Origin of the sequence: Sorangium sp. So ce394, from assembly GCF_051474665.1 — a bacterium.
In the GTDB taxonomy this organism is placed as follows: domain Bacteria; phylum Myxococcota_A; class Polyangia; order Polyangiales; family Polyangiaceae; genus Sorangium; species Sorangium cellulosum_D.
On the sequence record NZ_CP150339.1, the window covers coordinates 647,202 to 664,670 of the forward strand.

A 17,469-nucleotide genomic window follows, 5' to 3' on the forward strand; every position below is an offset into this window, starting at 1 on the left:
CGCCCCTAAGGGCTCTTGAGCTGCGTCAGGTCGACGCGGACGCCCAGGTGGAGGAGCGCGTCCTCGGGGCGGGTGAAGGTGCTCACGGGCGTGACATACCCCCTCGAGAGCCGCCCCACCTGGAGCACCCCGATCGCGCTCCTCAGGATGACCGCCGCCCGCTTGAACCCCTGGAACAACCGCGCGTGCGCCTGCCCGAACGTCACCTCGAACCCATCGTCATTGCGCATCGGCGCGTCCCGGGCGTCCACGAGCAGGAGAGAGCGCGGTCGGGAGATGATCCGGATCGCCTGCTCGATGCGCCGGAAGCTCTGCTCGAGCTCCTCGATGCTCGGATAGGGCAGCGACGACCGACGGATGAACACGAGCTGCTGGGTCGGATCGTGACGGACCGCCGTGTACGGGTCCCGCTCGATCTCGCGCAATCCGTGGAGAGGCACGCGCAGATGTTAGGCGGATCGCCGCCCCACGTCGACCCCCGCGGCGCCGCGGCGGCTCATCCACCCTCACAATCGGCGCCGCACTGCGCCCCTCCGCACGCCAACACCTCCGCTGCCGCCGGCGCGCCGCTCTCGTACAGCATCGCGCACAGCTCCCGGCACGCGGCGTCGCCCGCGGCGCACGTGTCGGTGCACGCGACGAGCGCTCGACACGACGGGTCGGCGGCGCACGCGTTCATCTCGGCGGCGCACCGCGCGTACCGGCAGGAATCGCACCGGGACAGCGCAGCGCGCGACGGGCACTGCACGGCGCACCGCTCCGCCGCACAGCCGCCTTCGAGCGAGACGCCGGAGATGCCCTCCCGGTGCGCGGTCATGCACGTCTGCTGACAGGGCTCCTCTCCCGGAGCGCACCCGAGGAGGCAGTTGGCCAGGGCGGCGCACTCCGCGCTCCGCTGGCACGCGCAATAGCGCTCCTGGCAGCGGAGCGCGAGGCACGTCGTGCAGGGATCGCCGAGCGAAGCGCACGCGTACTCCGCCTCTCCGCCCGCCCCGCCGCCGGTCGCCGCGGAGCTCGCCCCGCCGGTTCCCCCGGCGCCGCCCGCTCCCCCCGCGCCGGCGCCGCCCGACCCGCTCGCTCCGGCGCCGCCCGCGCCGCCGGATCCGCCCGTCCGGGGGCTGTCCGGCGCCGAGCTGCAGGCCGCTGCGAGGAGCGCCACAACAGCACACGTCTTCCAGGAAGAACAGTTCATGGTCGACGCTACCCCGAAGATCGCCGGCAGCTCAAGGTGGGGTGACGGGCCCGCGTGCTACCGTGGCCCCACAAGGAACCTCCACGATGGCCCCCCTCCTCGATCGAGACCTGGAGCGCTACGTCCACGACCACACCGAGCCGCCTCCCGCGCTCCTCGACGAGCTGCGCGAGCACACCCTCGCCAGCGAGCCGCGCGCAGGCATGCAGGTGGGGCGCGTCGAGGGCGCCCTGCTCAAGCTGCTCTGCGCCCTCATGCAGGCGCGCCGCGTCCTCGAGATCGGCACCTTCACCGGCTACTCGGCCCTCAGCATGGCCGAGGCGCTCCCGCCCGACGGTGAGCTCATCACCTGCGACCGCGACCCCGACGTGACCCGCGTCGCCAGGTCGTTCTTCGACCGCAGCGAGCACGGCAAGAAGATCCGGATCGCGCTCGGCGACGCGCTCGAGACGATCCGCGCCCTGCCGGCGAGCCCGGCGTTCGATCTCGTGTTCATCGACGCCGACAAGGAGCGGTATTCGGCCTACTTCGAGGAGGCCCTCCCGCGCGTCCGCCGCGGCGGGCTGATCGTCGCCGACAACACCCTCTGGGGCGGCGAGGTCGTCGCCCCGGCGACCGCGGACGGCCGCGCCATCGCCGCCTTCAACGACCTCGTGGCCCGCGATCCCCGGGTCGAGAAGGTCATGCTCTCGGTGCGCGACGGGGTGACGCTCGCGCGCAAGCGCTGAGGAGAACCGAGGGGACCGCACCGCCCGCAGGCCGCCGCGCGCTTCCGAAATCCCTCCGTGATTTCCAGCGCGCGGCGCTAGAGTCCAGCCAGCATGCTGCTCGCCATCGACGTCGGGAACACGAACATCAGCTTCGGGGTGCTGGAGGGCGAGGCGCTGCGGCACCACCTCCGCTGCGAGAGCGCGCGCTCGCGCACCGCGGACGAGTACGCGGTGCTCGTCCGGCAGATGCTCGACCTCCGCCGCGTCGACCTCGCCCGCATCGACAGCGCGATCATCGCGAGCGTCGTGCCGACGCTGACCGACACGATGGTGGGGCTCGTCGAGCGGGCCTTCGGCATCGAGCCGCTCGTCGTGGGCCCGGGCATCAAGACCGGCATGGCCATCCTCTACGAGAACCCGCGCGAGGTCGGCGCCGACCGGATCGTCAACGCGGTCGCGGCGCACGAGTGGATGAAGCGGTCGCCCGAGCCCGCGCCGCCGCCCGAGCCCGGCCGGGGCGATCACGCCGCCTCCGGCGTCATCGTCGTCGACTTCGGCACGGCGACGACCTTCGACTGCGTGACCCCGAAGGGCGAGTACCTGGGCGGCGTCATCGCGCCGGGCATCCAGATCAGCGCCGAGGCGCTCTTCTCCCGCGCCGCGCGGCTGTCCCGCGTGGAGATCGCGCTCCCGCCCCGGGTCGTCGGCCGCAACCCCGTCCACTCGATGCAGTCGGGCATCGTGTACGGCTACGCGGGGCTCGTCGACGGGCTCGTGAACCGCCTCCGGCGGGAGCTCGGCTACCCGTGCCGGGTCATCGCCACGGGCGGCCTGGCGCGGCTCATCGCGCCGCAGACCGAGACCATCGAGGTGGTCGACGACGACCTGACGCTCACCGGGCTGCGCCTCATCTACGAGCGGAACGCCGAGCGCGGCGGCGGGCCGTCCCCGCACCCGACCGCGGCGGGCGGAGGCGGCCAGGGTTGACGGCGCCCGCGCCCGGCCGCGCTTCTCGGCCCGCGGGCGCGCCCGCGCTCGCCCCCGCCGCGGCGCCCGCGCCCGGCCGCGCATCTCGGCCCGCGCGCGCGCTCGCCCTCGCCGCGGCGCCCGCGGCGCTCGCCCTCGCGCTCCTCCTCGCCGTTCTGCTCGGCGCCGAGCCCGTCTCGGTCGAGCGCGCCCTCGCGGGCCCGGGCCTCGACCGGACGCTCCTCCTCGACGTGCGCCTGCCGCGCGTGCTCCTCGCGGCCATCTCCGGCGCCGGCCTCGCGGCCGTGGGCGCCGCGTTCCAGGCGCTGCTCCGCAACCCGCTCGCCGAGCCGTACGTGCTCGGCGTCTCCGGCGGCGCCGCGCTCGGCGCCGCGCTCGCGATCGCGCTCGGCGTCGGCTCGGCGACCGTCCTCGGCGCCACGCTCCTGCCCGCGGCGGCGCTCGCCGGCGGCCTCGTCGCGACGGTGCTCGTCTACGCCATCGCCCGCGGCGCGGCCGAGGGCACCTCCGGCGCCTCGATGCTCCTCGCCGGCGTGATCGTGAACTCCATCGCCGCCGGCCTCATCACGTTCCTCAAGACGATCGTCTCCCCCTCGCGCTCCCAGCAGCTGCTCCGGTGGCTCATCGGCTTCGTCGAGCTGCCCACCGCCTCGGTGCTCCTCGGCGTCGCCGCCTACGTCGCCGTCGGCTGCGCGGTGCTCCTCGCCGACGCCGCGCGCCTGAACCTCCTCTCGCTCGGCGACGAGTCGGCCGGGACCCTGGGCGTCGACGTGCGCGCCGTCGAGCGCCGGATCTTCTTCGCGTCCTCGTGCGTGGTCGGCGCGATCGTCAGCCGGACCGGCCTCATCGGCTTCGTCGGGCTCATCGTCCCGCACGCGGTCCGCCGGCTGGCCGGCGCGGATCACCGGCGGCTGCTGCCGCTGTCGCTGGTCGCCGGCGCGGTGCTGCTGACGACGTGCGACCTCCTCGCGCGCCTCTCGTTCCGGTGGCTCGGCACGGAGCCGCCCGTCGGCGCGGTGACCGCGGTCCTCGGCGGGCCGCTGTTCCTCGCGCTCCTCCGGCGCTCGCCGCGCCTGTGAGGGCGGCGCGCCGGGCCGCCGCGAGCGCGACGCTCGGCCGCCGCGGGCGCGTCAGGCCATGCCGAGGAGCTTGTTCATGCTGGCCTCGTCGGCCGGCGTGAACGGGTAGCGATCGAACTCGGCGCTCGTGACCCACCGGAACGCGTTCACCGCCAGCGAGGCGAGCTCGCCGCTCTTGATGTGACACTCGTAGAGGTACAGGTCGACGATGTAGCGCTCGTACGGGTGGCTCACGAACGAGATCAGCTGGCCCACCTCGATCTCGACGCCGAGCCGGTGCCGGACCTCGCGCTTCAGCGCGGCCGCGTCGGTCTCGGACTCTTCCACGCGCCCGCCGGGGAACTCCCAGAGCATCGGCAGCACGGCGGTCGGGCGGCGCTGGGTGATGAGGTATCGGCCGTCCTGTTCGATCACGGCGGCGACCACGCGGATGGTGCGGACCATTTCCATGGCGAGTGCCTCAGGGATGCCCAGCGTACGACGGGGCGTGGGGTTGTGCGAGCGGGACGGGCGTGTCCTGGGAGCTCGGGCCGCGTGGCCTCACACGCTCACGCGGAACAGCTGCTGGCCCATGAGCAGGATGTCGCCCCCGGAGATCTCGGTCTCGCCGAGGACGCGGAGGAAGGTGCCGTTCGAGCTGCCGAGGTCCGTGAGGAACAGCCGGCCGCCCTGGAGCGAGATCTGGCAGTGGAGCCCGGAGACGTAGCCGTCCTCGGGGAAGAGGATGTCGCCGCGCTCGCGCCCGAGGTGCAGGCCGGTGTCGGGGACGGGGAACGCGTTGCCGGTCGCGTCCCTGCCGATGATCAGCGCCAGGCGCGCGACGTAGCCCTTCGAGGGGCTGCCGAGCCGCTCGACCCCGTCGGGCGTCGCGGGCGCGGGGGTGAGCGACTCGACGCGGACGATCTCCTGGCCGATGCGGAAGACGTCGCCGTTCTCGAGCTGCACCGGCGTGTCCCTGCGCAGCCTGCGGTAGACGCCGTTCAGCGAGCTCTCGTCCTTGACGAAGAGGCGCCCGCCCTTGATCGAGAACGTCGCGTGGCGCGGGGAGAGGTAGCTGTCGCCGCCGAAGATCGCGCCCGCGTCGCGCCCCACGGTCGTGGGGTTCGCGGGCAGGGTGTACGAGCCGGCCTCGGTGCCGTCGGCGCGGAGCGCGGTCAGCACGACGTTCGCGGCGCCCGACGTGGACACGACCGGCGCGGGCGGCTGCACCGAGGCGCCCGCCGGCTTGACGAGCTTGAAGCCGCAGAGCGCGCAGAACTTGTTCGACGGCGGGTTGGGCTCCTGGCACTGCGGGCAGACGACCGTCCCCGCGCCGGCCGACGCCGCGGGCGAAGCCGGCTGCGCGGCGGCGGCCGCGGCCTTCCTGCTCGTGCCGGTGTCCTCGCCGCGGACGGGCGTGGCGAACGCCGCCGGATCGATGAGCGCGGGCGGCGGGGGCGCGACCGCGGGGCCCTTCTGGGCGCCGGTGCCGATGGCGGTCGGCTCATCGCCGTAGGGCTGGTTCGAACGCGAGGCCGCCGGCACGCCGTGGGGCGGGGTGCCCGCCGCGAACTTCTTCGGCGCAACGTCGCGAGGCAACTCGGCGCCGCAGCCGAGGCAGAACTTGTAATGGTCCTGATTTTCCTTGGAGCACTTCGGACAGGTGATCACCAGGCCTCCTCACAACGAGCGACCGGACAGGGTCTCAAGGCGAACGGCGGCGGGAGCATATTCGCCGCGGCCGCCCTCTGTCGACAGTCTGTCGCTCCTTCATGCGCGGGCGGCCGGCGGCGCGCGCGGGCGGCGGGCGGCTGGGCCCGGCGGGGCCGCCGGCTCGCCTCGCCGGCGGCGCGCCCCTGCGCGGCGCTCACTTGGACAGGAGCGCGAGCGCGTCGCGCACGAGATCTCCGAGCGGGGCGCTGTCGACGCGCGCGCCGAGGGCGGCGACGGCCCGTTCGGCCTCGGCCGGCCGGTAGCCCATGCGGGTGAGCGCGCTGTGCAGGAGGTCCTGCTTCGCGCCGGCGGCCGCGGGCGGCGGGGCCGCGGCGGAGGGCGCGGCCGAGGGGAGGTTGACGAGCTTGTCCTTCAGCTCGAGGACGAGCCGCTCGGCGGTCTTCTTGCCGACGCCGGGGATGGCGGTGAGGCGCGCGGTCTCCCGGCGGGCGATGACCGCGGCGAGCTCCCCCGCGCCGAGCGCGCTGAGGATGGCCACCGCGATCTTCGGGCCGATGCTGGAGATGCCGATGAGCACGCGGAACGCCGCCCGGTCCTCGCGGGTCGCGAAGCCGTAGAGGAGGAGCGCGTCCTCGCGCACGTGGGTGTGGACGAACAGGGTGATCGCGTCCGAGCCGGATGGCGCGGCGAGGCCGCGCGCGCGCCCCACGGCGCCGAGCGGGACCGTCACCTCGTAGCCGACCCCGGCGACGTCGAGCACCACCGTGCCCTCGTCGCCCTCTTCCACGACGTGGCCGGAGAGCCGGCCGATCAATTGACCTTGGCCCCTTGCTGGATCCACCGGCGGATGGCGTCGCGCTCCGCCGCGGGCAGGGTGTCGCCGGTGTAGGGCATCGGGGCGCCGCACTGGTCGGGGGCGCACTCGAGGTCCCCGCAGCTCAGGGTGTCGTCGAGCTTGTGCATGAGGAAGCTGTGCGCGGGGTCGCCGGCCGCGATCCGCGGCATCCCGGACGGCGCGCGCGACGCGACGCCGACGTTCTGGGCCACGATCGCGTCGATCTGCGCCGGCGTGGCCTGCTCGCTCACCGCCGGGCCGAGGTAGGCGAACCCGGCCGAGCCGGCCTCGGCGCCGTGGCAGGTCGAGCTGAACGAGCAGGACCGCTGGAAGACGGGGAGGACGTCGGTCGCGAAGCTCACCTCGGGGGTCGCCCCGTCGAACTTGCTGTAGTCGAAGCACGCGGTCTCCGCGGGCCCCGGGCCGTCGTCGCCGCCGCCGCACGCGGCGCTCGCCGCCGCGATCAGGAAAATCAAGAAGAATTTCCGCACGTTCACCCCTCGCAGCTCGATCCTCGGGGCGCGACCCTAGCAGAACTGCGCGCGCTCCGTAACGCGCGACGTCGCGCAGGGCGTTGGAGCGCGCTGGAGCGCGTTACGGAGCGCGCGTCGCCCGGGCGCGGCGGGCGGGAAGCGTCGAGGCGGCCGCGCGCCGCGCGGAGATCGCCGTGCGTTTGGCCGGCCGGCGCGGCGGCGGGTAGGCTGGGCGCTGCATGAGGATTGGCCTGGGCATCGGCTCGATGGGGCTCGCGCTCGCCGCGCTCGCCGCCGGGTGCGGCGGGGGGCGGGACGCGGTCGAACAGCAGCTCGCCGAGCTGCGCGCGGAGCTCGTCCGGGTGCGCGCGGACAACGCCGTGCTCGCGGACCGGGTGGGCTCGCTGGAGCGCGCGCGGGTCGCCCCGCGCGTCGCCGCGCGCCCGGACGAGGCCGAGCCGCGCGCCGCCTCCCCGGAGGAGCTGGACAGGCCCGACCTCGAGGTCGTGCGGCTCGCGCCGGAGGACGACGGCGCGCGGCCGCCGGTGCTCCGCTCGACCGCGAACGGCGTCGTGATCGACGAGCCGCCGGGCGGCTCGCCGCCGCCGAGCCCGCCACCCTCCACCCCGTCGAGGCGCAAGCGATGAAGTTCCACCCGAAGGCAACGCTGGTCCCGGTCTCCCTGGCGCTCGCCGCGGCGGCGCCGCTGGCGCTCGCTCAGGAGCAGGGGGGCGAGGAGGGCGCCGGGCCGGGCGTCACCGTGGTCCAGCTCCCGCCGGCCCAGCCGACCGTCGAGACGCAGGTCGTGGTGCCGGGCTACCCGCAGCCGGGGTTCGATCCGAACGCCCACCTGCCCTCGAGCTCGCGCGGCACCACGGACACGTCCCGCGCGTCGGACGGCTTCGATCTGGGCCGCCGCAGCGAGGGCCCCGCCTCGGTGCGGGGCGGCGCGAACGGGAGCTACGTCGTCGAGGGGCAGTTCGTGCCCGAGTCGCACTCGGTGCGGCGCGGCGACACGCTCTGGGACATCTCGGGCAGGTACTACACGAACCCTTACGCCTGGCCGCAGGTCTGGGCGCTGAACCCGCAGCTCCAGAACCCGCACTGGATCTACCCGGGCGACCGGATCCGGCTCCGCGACCCGAACGAGGCCCCGACCCGCGGCAGCATCGGGCTCGGCTTGACCAAGGCGGGCCGCGGGGGGCGGGTGCCGGCGAAGACGATCTTCCTGCGCGACCTCGGCTGGGTCGACGACGTGAAGAAGGACACGTGGGGGGAGCTCGTCGCCAGCCCCGACGACCAGATGCTCCTCAGCGAGGGCGACGACGTCTACCTCCGCCTCTCGGGCGACCACGAGGTCGCGATCGGCCAGGAGCTCACGATCTTCCGCGAGATCAAGAAGGTGAAGAGCGGCGGCGACGACAAGGGCGAGCTCGTGACCGTGCGCGGCACCGCGCGCGTCGATCGCTACAACCCGAAGACGCACATGGTGCGCGCGCGGCTCATCGAGTCGCTCGACGTGGTCGAGCGCGGGGACCGGGTCGGCTCGGTGGCGCGCCGCTTCGACGTGGTGCCGCCGGCGAGCGCCGACGCGGACCTCGAGGCGCGGATCATCGCGGCGATCTATCCCTACCAGCTGTTCGGGCAGCACCAGGTGGTGTTCATCGACAAGGGCGAGAAGGACGGGGTGAAGCCGGGGCAGCGCTTCTTCGCGGTCCGGCGCGGCGATCGCTGGGTGCAGCAGCTCGGGGGCGCCGGCAAGCTGGCGACGCTCCGGCCGCGGGTGCAGGACGAGCGGCCGGCGCAGGTCGACGCGCCGAAGTTCGGCGTCGATGAGGAGCTGCTCCCGGACGAGACCTACGCCGAGCTGCGCGTGCTCAACGTGCGCGAGCGCACGGCCGCGGCGCTCGTGACGAGCGCGATGTACGAGGTCGAGCGGGACGCGGTGCTCGTCTCGCGCAAGGGCCTCTGACCGCCGCGGCGCGGGGCCTGGCGAGGTCGGGCCGCCGCGTCGCCGTCGCCTGCGTGGGCGAGCGAACCGCGGCGGTGCGCGGCGGCACAGTCGGGGCGTCGCCGCGCTGCGGCTCGCGACCCGGACGGCGGGGTCGAGGGCCGCGCTGACCGCGACGAAAAGCGCCATCGCGGAAATGTACGGCGACGCGCGGACGCGTGTACGTGGAGGCGTGGAGGGCGAGGAAGGCGCGGAGTCGGAATGTGCATCGACGCGCGGGCGTCGGCGCAATGTCTCCACGAGGGGGGCGCGGTCGCGGTATGATGTTCCGTCTATCATGCGTCGCCGCGCAGAAGCCCAGTCCGAGCTGAAGGGCGTGGATGGAGAGCCTGCCACGCAGCGCTCGTTCGAGAGCGCGTCGGATCGCTGCGCCCCGAAGAGCGGATCGCTGTCCGAGGTGCTCGGCGAGGGCGCGGTGCGGGCCCCCCGATCGAGCGGCGCGCCCCCGAGCCTCGCCGGCACGGCGCCGGAGGCGCGCGGCCACGCGCTGCGCGAGCGCGGCAACCTGCTGCTCCGGCGCAACGACTACGCGAGCGCCGCGCGCGATTACGACGAGGCGATCGCGCTGTTCCAGGCCGCGGGCGACGGGCTCGGCCAGGCCCAGGTGCTCATGGATCGCGGCGCGCTGCGCCTGCGGGAGGGCGTCCCCGTGCAGGCGGCGCGCGACTACGACGAGGCGCTCGCGCTGTTCCAGGCCGCGGGCGACCGCGCGGGGGAGGGGGAGGCGTTGCGGGCGCGGGGCTTCGCGCGCGCCGAGGAGGGCGATCTCGGCGGCGCGGTCTGCGACTACGATCTGGCCATCCAGCTCTTCCTGCAGCTCGGCGATCGCGAGCCGCTCAAGCCGCGCGCCGGGGCGGCCGCCCCCGACGCCGACGGCGCGGGGCCGACGGAGTCGCCCCGCGCCCGCCCGCACGGCCCGGCGCACGCGCGGGCGCTCAAGTCGCGCGGCGATCTGCGCGTCCGCCTCCGCAACCTGCCGGGCGCGGCGCGCGACTACAGCACCGCGCTCGCGCTGTTCCAGGGCGCGGGGGATCGGAGCGGGCAGGCCAGCGTGCTGAAGGCGCGCGGCGACATGCGGCTCGGCCAGGACAACATGACGGGCGCGGCGCGCGACTACGACTGGGCGCTCACGCTGTACCAGGCCACCGAGGACCACCTCGGCCATGCCGGCGTGCTCAAGGCGCGCGGCGATCTGCGGACCCGGCAGGAGGACCTCGCGGGCGCCGAGCGGGATTACGATCAGGCGCTCGAGCTGTTCACGGCGACGCGCGACGTGCTGGGGCAGGCCGCCGTGCTGAAGGCGCGCGGGGACATGCGCTCGCTGCAGGAGGACCTCGTGGACGCGGTGCGCGACTACGACCGGGCGCTCGCGCTGTTCCGCACCGGCTTCGAGCGCCGCGGCCAGGCCGCGACGCTCAAGGCGCGGGGCGATCTCCGCCGCAAGCAGTTCGAGCTGGTGGCCGAGCTCGTGGGCGTCGCGGCGGCCGACGCGTCGGATCTGGAGGACGCGCTCTCGGACTACGAGCAGGCGCTCGCGCTGTTCGAGGTGCTCGAGGACGGCGCGGGGCAGGCGGGGGTGCTCCGGGCGCGCGGCGATCTCTCGCGCATCCAGGGGGATCTCGGCGCGGCGCTGGCGCTGTACCTGAGCGCGAAGCGGCTCCTGGACGTCTCGGGCAACGCCGCGGAGCTCTCCGCGACGCTCGCCGAGATCGCGCGGACGCACGCGCTCGCGGGCCGCGCGGCCGAGGCCCGCGCCGCAGCCGAGCAGGCGCTCGCGCGCGCCGATCGCGCGACGAGCCCCGAGGTCCGCGAGCTGGCGGAGGCGGTCCTCTCCGGCCGGATCACGGCGCGCCCGGAGGAGGGCGCCACGCGCGACTCCCGGGTGCCCATCAGCCCGGGGCGGTTCGAGCGAGAGAGGTTTTGAGAGGCCGAAGGGCAGAGGTTCTACTTCACGTGGCGAAAGTCTGACCACCACAAGCGTGCTGATGTCGCGGTACGAAGCCCGTACGTGCGCAGGGCTTCGATAAGGCTCTCTCGGTTGGGGCTCCAATTGCTGACCGAGATCGTCGGAGGCTTTGCAATGTACTCTTTCGCTCCGTTGATGATGTCAACGGCTCGCGCGACGCTGTCGCTCCTCAGGACTAGAAATGATCTTCCAAGTGGCGGTGAGAGCTGCCGCAGCCAGAGCCCATCACCTACGTAGCTCGTGACGCGGTGATCGCTGCACTCGTCCATACGTCGCAGATGGAGCTGACGAACGAGTGCATCTGCGTATCTTCTAGATCGCAACGGGAAGGCGAATTCTTCACGGAGCTGTCCGCTCTCCTCCAGCTGTTCTTCGAACGCCAGTGTCTCGAGCCAGGTGAGGACTTCCCCCGCCTCGAAGCTCATTCGCTCAGGCAGGTACGCGTACGTCCAGACGCCAGCGGCGCTTCCCCAGAAGACCATCCTCCAATCGCTCCAGCCTCCCACTGAGATCAGGTCGAGCCCTCGCCAAGACCAATGGGGCCAGTGACGCAGCTCGATAGTCGATCGGCTGCTGGAGCTGGTCGGAAACCCTCTCCTCCCCTCGAAGTCGAGCTGGCGTGCGGTGCCAGGATCGAGGGACGATCGCTCGAGGAGCCCAAGCCAGAGGTACGGGGTCGAGGCGGATTCATTGGGATACAGGAACAGGCTGTTCAGATCGCCGAGGGCCGAGTCTGGTCCGCTCGTCGCCGTCTGGTGAACGGATGCGATCGCGACCGGAGCTCGCACCGCGCTGTGCTTGCTTAAATACCAATGCAGCCGAGGTGAGCCGATTTGAGGGATAGGAAGGCGATGCCGCGTCCTCGTATCTTGAGTGAATTCGATCGCCTCGATGTCGCTCCCAATGGCCGAGGTCATCTGAGAGACGCGGGACTGGCCGATCCATAGTCGAGAAGAGCACATCGTGTTTTCCCATGTGTACACGGGATGATGTGACGCTTGAGGTGCGTCGATGGTGTGTGTGAAGCTCGTTCTTAGCTCTGGGCCAACCTCGACCCGTACGCACAACCCACACTCTCCGCATGACGCTGCTGCGCTGCGGAGAGCATCCACTGAGCGTGCTACGAGCAGACCACGGAAGAGAGTCACACCTGCTCCCGCATACCCGTCGCCGGACGGGACCAGGGGTGCGAGGCCAAGACGCGCTGCGAGGGCTCGTTCGGGCCCGTTCACGCGCAGAATCGGCCACCAGGATTCGTAGCCGTCCGCCCGTACAATAAACTCCAAGTAGCCCCGCCAATCCTCGGCGCTCAGGTACACTGGGCCGAGGCGGTCGCACCACGCCGATAGCTGAAAGTAGCCGTCGTTCCGAGAACGGACGACACCTGTGCCGCCTGATTTTAGCGCAGCCGGCTGCCCGAGCGCCACACCGCGGACAATGGGGAAGCCGCGATGTCCGGTGAGCTCGATGAGCTCGCGATCCATCGCATGCGTGGGTGAATCATCATGCGGGCTGACGTCGGCAACGACAGACGCCCGCGCGAGGGCGTCGCGCACAAAGGAGGACCACTCACGGGTCACAGCTTCACCCACCCGCTGCCATCATGATGCCAGGCTCCCGGCTGAACAACGTTTCCATCCTTGTCTTTGTATGTCCCCTTGGTGGTAGGAGACTGGGCATCGCTCTTGCCGGGTGACCATGCGGGGTTCCACTTGGGATCCGCCGGCGCAAATCTCGTTCCTCCTCCGGGTACTTTGCTGCCAGGGGGCGGTAGCCCAGCCAGACTCCATAAACGAGCGATGGTTTGCGTGCAATTGGGGCAAGCTTGCTCGAGGCTGTCCTTGTCGCTTCCCTTGTAGGATTTTATGCTCTCGATGCCGCCCAGAGCCTCCTGGAGATGGTTCTGCCAGTTTGGGTCGTCTGGATGGCAGCTTTTTCCCGTTTTCTCCTCCCAGCGATTAAGATAATCACTGAGCGCCTTCGGCTCTGAACAATCCTCGGGGTTGCCCGCGCTCCCCGGCGGTCGTGCTGGCGTGGGAGGTACCGCTGCTTGCACCGCAGGGTGCAGCCTCTCGCGTTGGGCTTGGCCGGAGTGCGCTTCGCGCGTCAGGGAGCCTGCTTTGCCGTTCTTGCCGGTGTAGGTTCCAGCCACCTCCGTATGCATCTTTGCCAATGCATCCGGATCGACCAGCTCTGTCGGCCAGTTATCGACGTAAGCATACGCCTTGAGGCTCCCCTCGAGCCCGATCGGCTCCGGGCTCAGGTACGTGCCCGTCTCCGGGTCGTAGTACCTGTGCCCGTTGTAGTAGAGCCCGGTCTCCTCATCGGCGTACTGTCCCGGAAACCTGAGCGGCGTGAGCGCCGCGTGCTCCGCCGGCACCTCGCCGTAGAGCCCCGCCCCGAGCTCCGCCGCCACGCTGCCGTCCCCCTCGACCAGCGCCTCCGGAAACCCGTTCACCCCGTGGACGAAGTACCGGAGCGCCCCCGCCGCGCCGTCCCGCTGCGCGAGCGGCAGCGCGCTCTCCGGCAGCGTGACGTAGCTGCGCTCCTCGACGATGCGCGCGCCCGTGCCGTCCGGCCGCTCGAGGCGCTCGTGCACCAGCGCGTCGCCGCGCCACGCGTAGCGCGTCACGCTCTCCACCTCTCCCATCCGCGCCACGCGCTTCTCGATTCTGCGGCCGAACGCGTCGTACGCGAACGCGATCGTGCGCCCCTCCGGCGTCCGTGCCTCCATCAGCCGTCCGTCGCCGCTCCATGCATAGGCCCACACGCGCTCGCGTTCCTGCTCGCCGGCGGCGCCCGATCCGGTCACGCGCTTCCGCACCACGTCGCCCCGCTCGCCATGCTCGTACCGCACGGTCTCTCGTCCCGCCGCGCGCGCCGTCAACCGCCCCCCCGGCCCATACGTCCGCCGCTCGCCCGCTCGCTCCACGTCGCCCGTCGTCGTGAACCGGAACCGCTCCGCCGCCTTGCCCGCCCTGCGCCGCTCGACGACGCGGCCGTTCGCGTCGCGGAACAGCTCCCCCGCCGCGCCGCCGCGGTCCTGAGCCGCGCGCAGCAGCCCCGCGGGCGACCACGCGTACGTCCTGCGCCACGTCGCGGGCGACACGAGCGGCCCGACCCACGGCGGCTCGCCGGGCCGGATCCGCGGCGTGGCGGGCTTGCCGAGCACGGTCTGCCGCGCGAGCAGCCGGTCGGCGTTCACCTCGGTCGCGATCGTGCCGCCGCCGGGCAGGACCCGCTCGACCTCGAAGCCCCGAGCATCGTAGGCGAGCCGCAGCGGCTCGCGCTCATCGCCCACAAGCGCGGCGACGGGCCGACCCACGACGTCGCGCTGCACGGCCACCTCGCCGCCCGGCCCGCGCACGCCGATGGCCTTGCCCATGGCGTCGTAGGTCCACGCGAACGCCGCGAGCTCCTCGCCGCCCCGCCTCGTCACCTCCGTGAGCACCCGCCCGCGCCGATCGTAGGAGTACACGCACTCCACATCGCCGCTCGCGGCGCGCTCGAGCCTGCCGAGCGGATCGTAGTCGAACACATCCTCTCGTCCGTCGGAGGTGGCGCGCTTGACGAGCCTCCCGACGGCGTCGTACTCGAAATCGACCGTGGCGGGGCCGCACCGCATCTGCGCGATCCTGCCCAGCAGGTCGAGCCGGTAGGCGATCTCCCGGCCATCGAAGGTCCGCTCGCCGGTGATGCGCCCCTCGCCGTCGCGCTGGATCCGGTGCTCGTCGCCCGCCTCGTTGACGATGCGCACCAGGTCCTGCTCGCGGTCGTAGCGGTAGAGCACCCTGGTTCCGTCGGGCCGTACGAGCTCGGTGACGACATGGAAGCCGCCCCAGCGCAGCGTCGTGGTGCGCCCGTCGGCGTCGGTGATCTTCGCCAGATTGCCATCGGCGTCGAAGTCGTGGCGCGTCACCGCGCCGCCGGGCCCGAACACGGCGCAGAGCCGGCCGCACGCGTCGTAGGCATAGCGCGTCTCGTGGCCGGCCTCGTCGGTGAAGCCCACGACGCGGCCGAGGAAATCGTAGCGGATGCGCCGCTCGGCGCCGTCGGGCTCGACCACGCGTACGCGGTTCGCGAGCGCGTCGACCTCCATGCGCGTCTCGCCGCCGTTCGGCAGGGTGGCGCCGACGAGCAGGCCGCGGCTGTCGTACGCGAAGCCCACCACGAAGCCCGCGTCGTCGTGGACGGCGACCACGCTGCCGCGCGCGTCGCGCTCGTAGCGCGCGGTGCCGCCGAGCGCGTCGGTCACGGCCGAGACGAAGCCGCGCGCGTCGTGCTCGACGTGGGTCGTGTTGCCCATCGGGTCGACCTCGGCCAGGAGCCGCCCGTCGGCGTCCCGCTCCCAGCGGAACACCTGCCCCAGCGCGTCTTCGTACTCGAGCAGCGCACCCGCGCCGTCGTAGCGGAACGTGTGCACGCCGCTGCCGCCGCCCCAGACCATCCTGTCGAGCTTGCCGAAGACGTTGCCGTCGATGCGCCGGACGGCGCGCGACGTGATCACCTCGGTGAGCGCGCCGTCGTGGCGGTCGATCTTGACGTGCAGGAACCCCCTCGCCGGCGACCCGTCGCGCAAGACCGCCGGCACCTCCTCGTCGAGCGCGTCGTTGCCGTCGCGATGGCACCATGCCTCGACGCATCGCCCGTCCTTGTAGCGGAACTCCGCGACGAGCCCGCCCGGCTCCTCGCGCCGCAGCAGGCGGTGGTCCTCGTCGTAGGCGAAGCGGTGCGCGTGCCCCGCGGCGTCCTCGGCCGCGACGAGGTCTCCGCGCGCGTCGAACGCGTAGCGCCGCCGCGCTTCCCAGCGCCCTTGCGCCGTGGCGTTCTTGACCTCGAAGGCGGCGATGCGGCCGTCCTTGTGCCGCCGCGCGCGCACGACGCGGCCCACGCTGTCGATCACGTGCGCGAGCCGGCCGTCCTCGTACGACAGCTCGATCAGGTTGTCGTGCAGATCGACGATCCGGCTCAGCAGCCACCGGCTGCCCCGCGCTTCGGCGAGGAGGTACGCCAGCCCGCCCGCGGCGAGCGCGTAGCCCCACGGGTACCGGGTCAGCACGCCGCACGGCAGCCGCGCCGATGCGCCCGGATCGAGCTTTCTCGGCAGCTCCGTCGGCGCCGCGTGCGGCTCGAGCACCCGCAGCCCACGGCGCCGTTCCTCGACCTGCCAGGCCAGGGAGTGCGTCCAGCCGAAGCCGAGGCCGACGTCTTCCTCGACGAGCGCGGAGCTGTAGCTCCGCCTGATCACGAGCGGGATCGTGCCGGGCAGCGCCAGGTCGGCGTCCGCGACCGTGTAGACGCGCCCGGTGATCGGATCGACCGGATCGCCGGCGTGCGTGCCGCCTCCGCTGCCGTGCGCGGGGTTGGGGCAGCCGCCGCCGCTGCCCGGCCCGCAGCTCCCCGCGTCCTTGCCGCCGCCGCGCGCGCCGGTGCCTCCGTTCTTGCCGCCGTCGCCCTGCCCATCGCCGCGGCCATTGCCCCCGCGGCCGTTGCCCCCGCCGCCGGCCCCGCCGCCGCCCAGGATGAAGACGCCGGGGTTCATGCCGGGGATCACCATTGCGTTCGGAAAGGGGGCCGTTCGTGCCATGAGGGCATGCTCGGCGGCAGGCGCGCTTACGGCAAGCCGCGCGCAGCTCCTCCACGGTCCTCGGCGGCGGTTCCGCAGCGCGTCCCCCACGCGGCTGCTGGGTGGGGGCCCAATTTGCCCCGGAGTGATTCCCATGAAGGCGGGAAGGTAGGAAGAACATTGATCTTTTCTTCCCGCCTTGATGTTCAAATCGGGCCCCCACGCGGCGCTGCACGTCGGCGGCGGTCCCCCCACGCGGCGCTGCACGTCGGCGGCGGTCCCCCCACGCGGCGCTGCACGCCGGCGGCGGTCCCCCCACCGGGCGCTGCACGCCGGCGGCGGTCCCCCCACCGGGCGCTGCACGCCGGCGGCGGTCCCCCCACCGGGCGCTGCACGCCGGCGGCGGTCCCCCCACCGGGCGCTGCACGCCGGCGGCGGTCCCCCTTACCTGCACCGGGCCCCCGCGAGCGCTCGCCGACGCAGGGGCCGAGCCCCGCCTGCCGCGATTCGACGCATCGCACGGCGGGCGCGCCCGGAGAGCGCTCAGCGCCGTCGCCTGCCGCGCGCCGGCTTGCCGCCGCCGCGCGGCCCCGGCCTGCCCCCGCCACCGCGCGGCCCCGGCTTGCCGCCGCCGCGCGGCCCCGGCTCGCCCCCGCCACCTCCGCGCGGCGCGGGCTTCTCCGGCGGCGCCTCCGTCGTCCGGACCACGAGCAGCGCGCGCCCGCGATCGAAGGTCGGCGTCACGCTGACGTAGCCGTTCTCGCGCGCGAAGCCCGCCATGTCGCCGCGATGCTCATCCATGTACCGGCTGAAGCGCGTCCAGAGATCGCGCGCCTCCTCGTCCGGGAGGGGCGCACCGTCGATGGAGGCTGCGAGGTTCGATCGATCGCTCACGGGATCCTGCGCGCGTCTCGGGGTGGCGCGCCGGCAGGGCGCGCCCGCTCCGCGCGGCACAAGCGTGCCCTCGCGCGCGCGGCCCGGCAAGACCGCAGCGCGC

15 protein-coding genes are annotated in these 17,469 nt (G+C 73.2%); 6 read left to right on the plus strand and 9 right to left on the minus strand.

The window, feature by feature from the left end; genetic code table 11:
• Positions 1-5 precede the first annotated feature (5 nt).
• Positions 6-440 (minus strand): hypothetical protein, encoded by a 435-nt coding sequence (locus tag WMF33_RS02425; protein ID WP_437335634.1) that lies wholly within the window; start codon positions 438-440, stop codon positions 6-8.
• A 56-nt stretch (positions 441-496) separates the two neighbouring features.
• Positions 497-1,192 carry a hypothetical protein gene (locus tag WMF33_RS02430; RefSeq protein WP_437335635.1) on the minus strand — a complete coding sequence of 232 codons (696 nt, stop codon included), beginning with the start codon at positions 1,190-1,192 and terminating at the stop codon, positions 497-499.
• 86 nt (positions 1,193-1,278) lie between these two features.
• On the opposite strand from WMF33_RS02430, the gene WMF33_RS02435 reads away from it, so the two are divergent.
• The 3 genes from WMF33_RS02435 to WMF33_RS02445 all read left to right on the plus strand — a co-directional run bounded on the left by WMF33_RS02435 (position 1,279) and on the right by WMF33_RS02445 (position 3,968).
• Positions 1,279-1,920, plus strand: a complete 642-nt coding sequence (locus tag WMF33_RS02435; protein WP_437335636.1) for an O-methyltransferase — start codon at positions 1,279-1,281, stop codon at positions 1,918-1,920.
• A 93-nt stretch (positions 1,921-2,013) separates the two neighbouring features.
• A complete protein-coding gene (locus tag WMF33_RS02440; protein ID WP_437335637.1) occupies positions 2,014-2,889 on the plus strand; it encodes a type III pantothenate kinase in 876 nt (291 codons plus the stop codon).
• Positions 2,886-3,968, plus strand: a complete 1,083-nt coding sequence (locus WMF33_RS02445; protein WP_437335638.1) for a FecCD family ABC transporter permease — start codon at positions 2,886-2,888, stop codon at positions 3,966-3,968. The genes WMF33_RS02440 and WMF33_RS02445 overlap by 4 nt, the downstream gene beginning before the upstream one ends.
• Positions 3,969-4,019: 51 nt before the next feature.
• Here the strand turns inward: WMF33_RS02445 and WMF33_RS02450 are convergent, their stop codons facing one another.
• The 4 genes from WMF33_RS02450 to WMF33_RS02465 form a co-directional block, all read right to left on the minus strand.
• On the minus strand, positions 4,020-4,418 hold the full coding sequence (locus tag WMF33_RS02450; protein ID WP_437317705.1) for a (deoxy)nucleoside triphosphate pyrophosphohydrolase: 399 nt from the start codon (positions 4,416-4,418) through the stop codon (positions 4,020-4,022).
• A gap of 90 nt (positions 4,419-4,508) precedes the next feature.
• Positions 4,509-5,618: an FHA domain-containing protein gene (locus WMF33_RS02455; protein WP_437335639.1), complete on the minus strand. Its 1,110-nt coding sequence runs from the start codon at positions 5,616-5,618 to the stop codon at positions 4,509-4,511.
• A 196-nt stretch (positions 5,619-5,814) separates the two neighbouring features.
• The gene (gene ruvA / locus WMF33_RS02460) at positions 5,815-6,435 is read right to left on the minus strand and encodes a Holliday junction branch migration protein RuvA (protein ID WP_061627722.1); all 621 of its coding nucleotides are present in this window, start codon (positions 6,433-6,435) and stop codon (positions 5,815-5,817) included.
• The gene (locus tag WMF33_RS02465; RefSeq protein ID WP_437335640.1) at positions 6,432-6,953 is read right to left on the minus strand and encodes a hypothetical protein; all 522 of its coding nucleotides are present in this window, start codon (positions 6,951-6,953) and stop codon (positions 6,432-6,434) included. The genes ruvA and WMF33_RS02465 overlap by 4 nt, the downstream gene beginning before the upstream one ends.
• 215 nt (positions 6,954-7,168) lie before the next feature.
• Between WMF33_RS02465 and WMF33_RS02470 the strand changes: the two genes are divergently transcribed.
• From WMF33_RS02470 to WMF33_RS02480, 3 genes are all read left to right on the plus strand, one after another.
• Positions 7,169-7,576, plus strand: a complete 408-nt coding sequence (locus tag WMF33_RS02470; protein WP_437317709.1) for a hypothetical protein — start codon at positions 7,169-7,171, stop codon at positions 7,574-7,576.
• On the plus strand, positions 7,573-8,901 hold the full coding sequence (locus WMF33_RS02475; protein ID WP_437335641.1) for a LysM peptidoglycan-binding domain-containing protein: 1,329 nt from the start codon (positions 7,573-7,575) through the stop codon (positions 8,899-8,901). The genes WMF33_RS02470 and WMF33_RS02475 overlap by 4 nt, the downstream gene beginning before the upstream one ends.
• A 316-nt stretch (positions 8,902-9,217) precedes the next feature.
• Positions 9,218-10,864 (plus strand): tetratricopeptide repeat protein, encoded by a 1,647-nt coding sequence (locus tag WMF33_RS02480; protein WP_437335642.1) that lies wholly within the window; start codon positions 9,218-9,220, stop codon positions 10,862-10,864.
• A gap of 20 nt (positions 10,865-10,884) precedes the next feature.
• Here WMF33_RS02480 and WMF33_RS02485 read toward each other — a convergent pair whose 3' ends face one another.
• The 3 genes from WMF33_RS02485 to WMF33_RS02495 all read right to left on the minus strand — a co-directional run bounded on the left by WMF33_RS02485 (position 10,885) and on the right by WMF33_RS02495 (position 17,366).
• The gene (locus WMF33_RS02485) at positions 10,885-11,388 is read right to left on the minus strand and encodes a hypothetical protein (protein WP_437335643.1); all 504 of its coding nucleotides are present in this window, start codon (positions 11,386-11,388) and stop codon (positions 10,885-10,887) included.
• A gap of 1,094 nt (positions 11,389-12,482) precedes the next feature.
• Complete coding sequence (locus tag WMF33_RS02490; RefSeq protein ID WP_437335644.1) at positions 12,483-16,493, minus strand: RHS repeat-associated core domain-containing protein; 4,011 nt, start codon at positions 16,491-16,493, stop codon at positions 12,483-12,485.
• 522 nt (positions 16,494-17,015) lie between these two features.
• Entirely contained in the window at positions 17,016-17,366 is a 351-nt protein-coding gene (locus WMF33_RS02495; RefSeq protein ID WP_437335645.1) for a hypothetical protein, read from the minus strand.
• Positions 17,367-17,469: the final 103 nt, after the last annotated feature.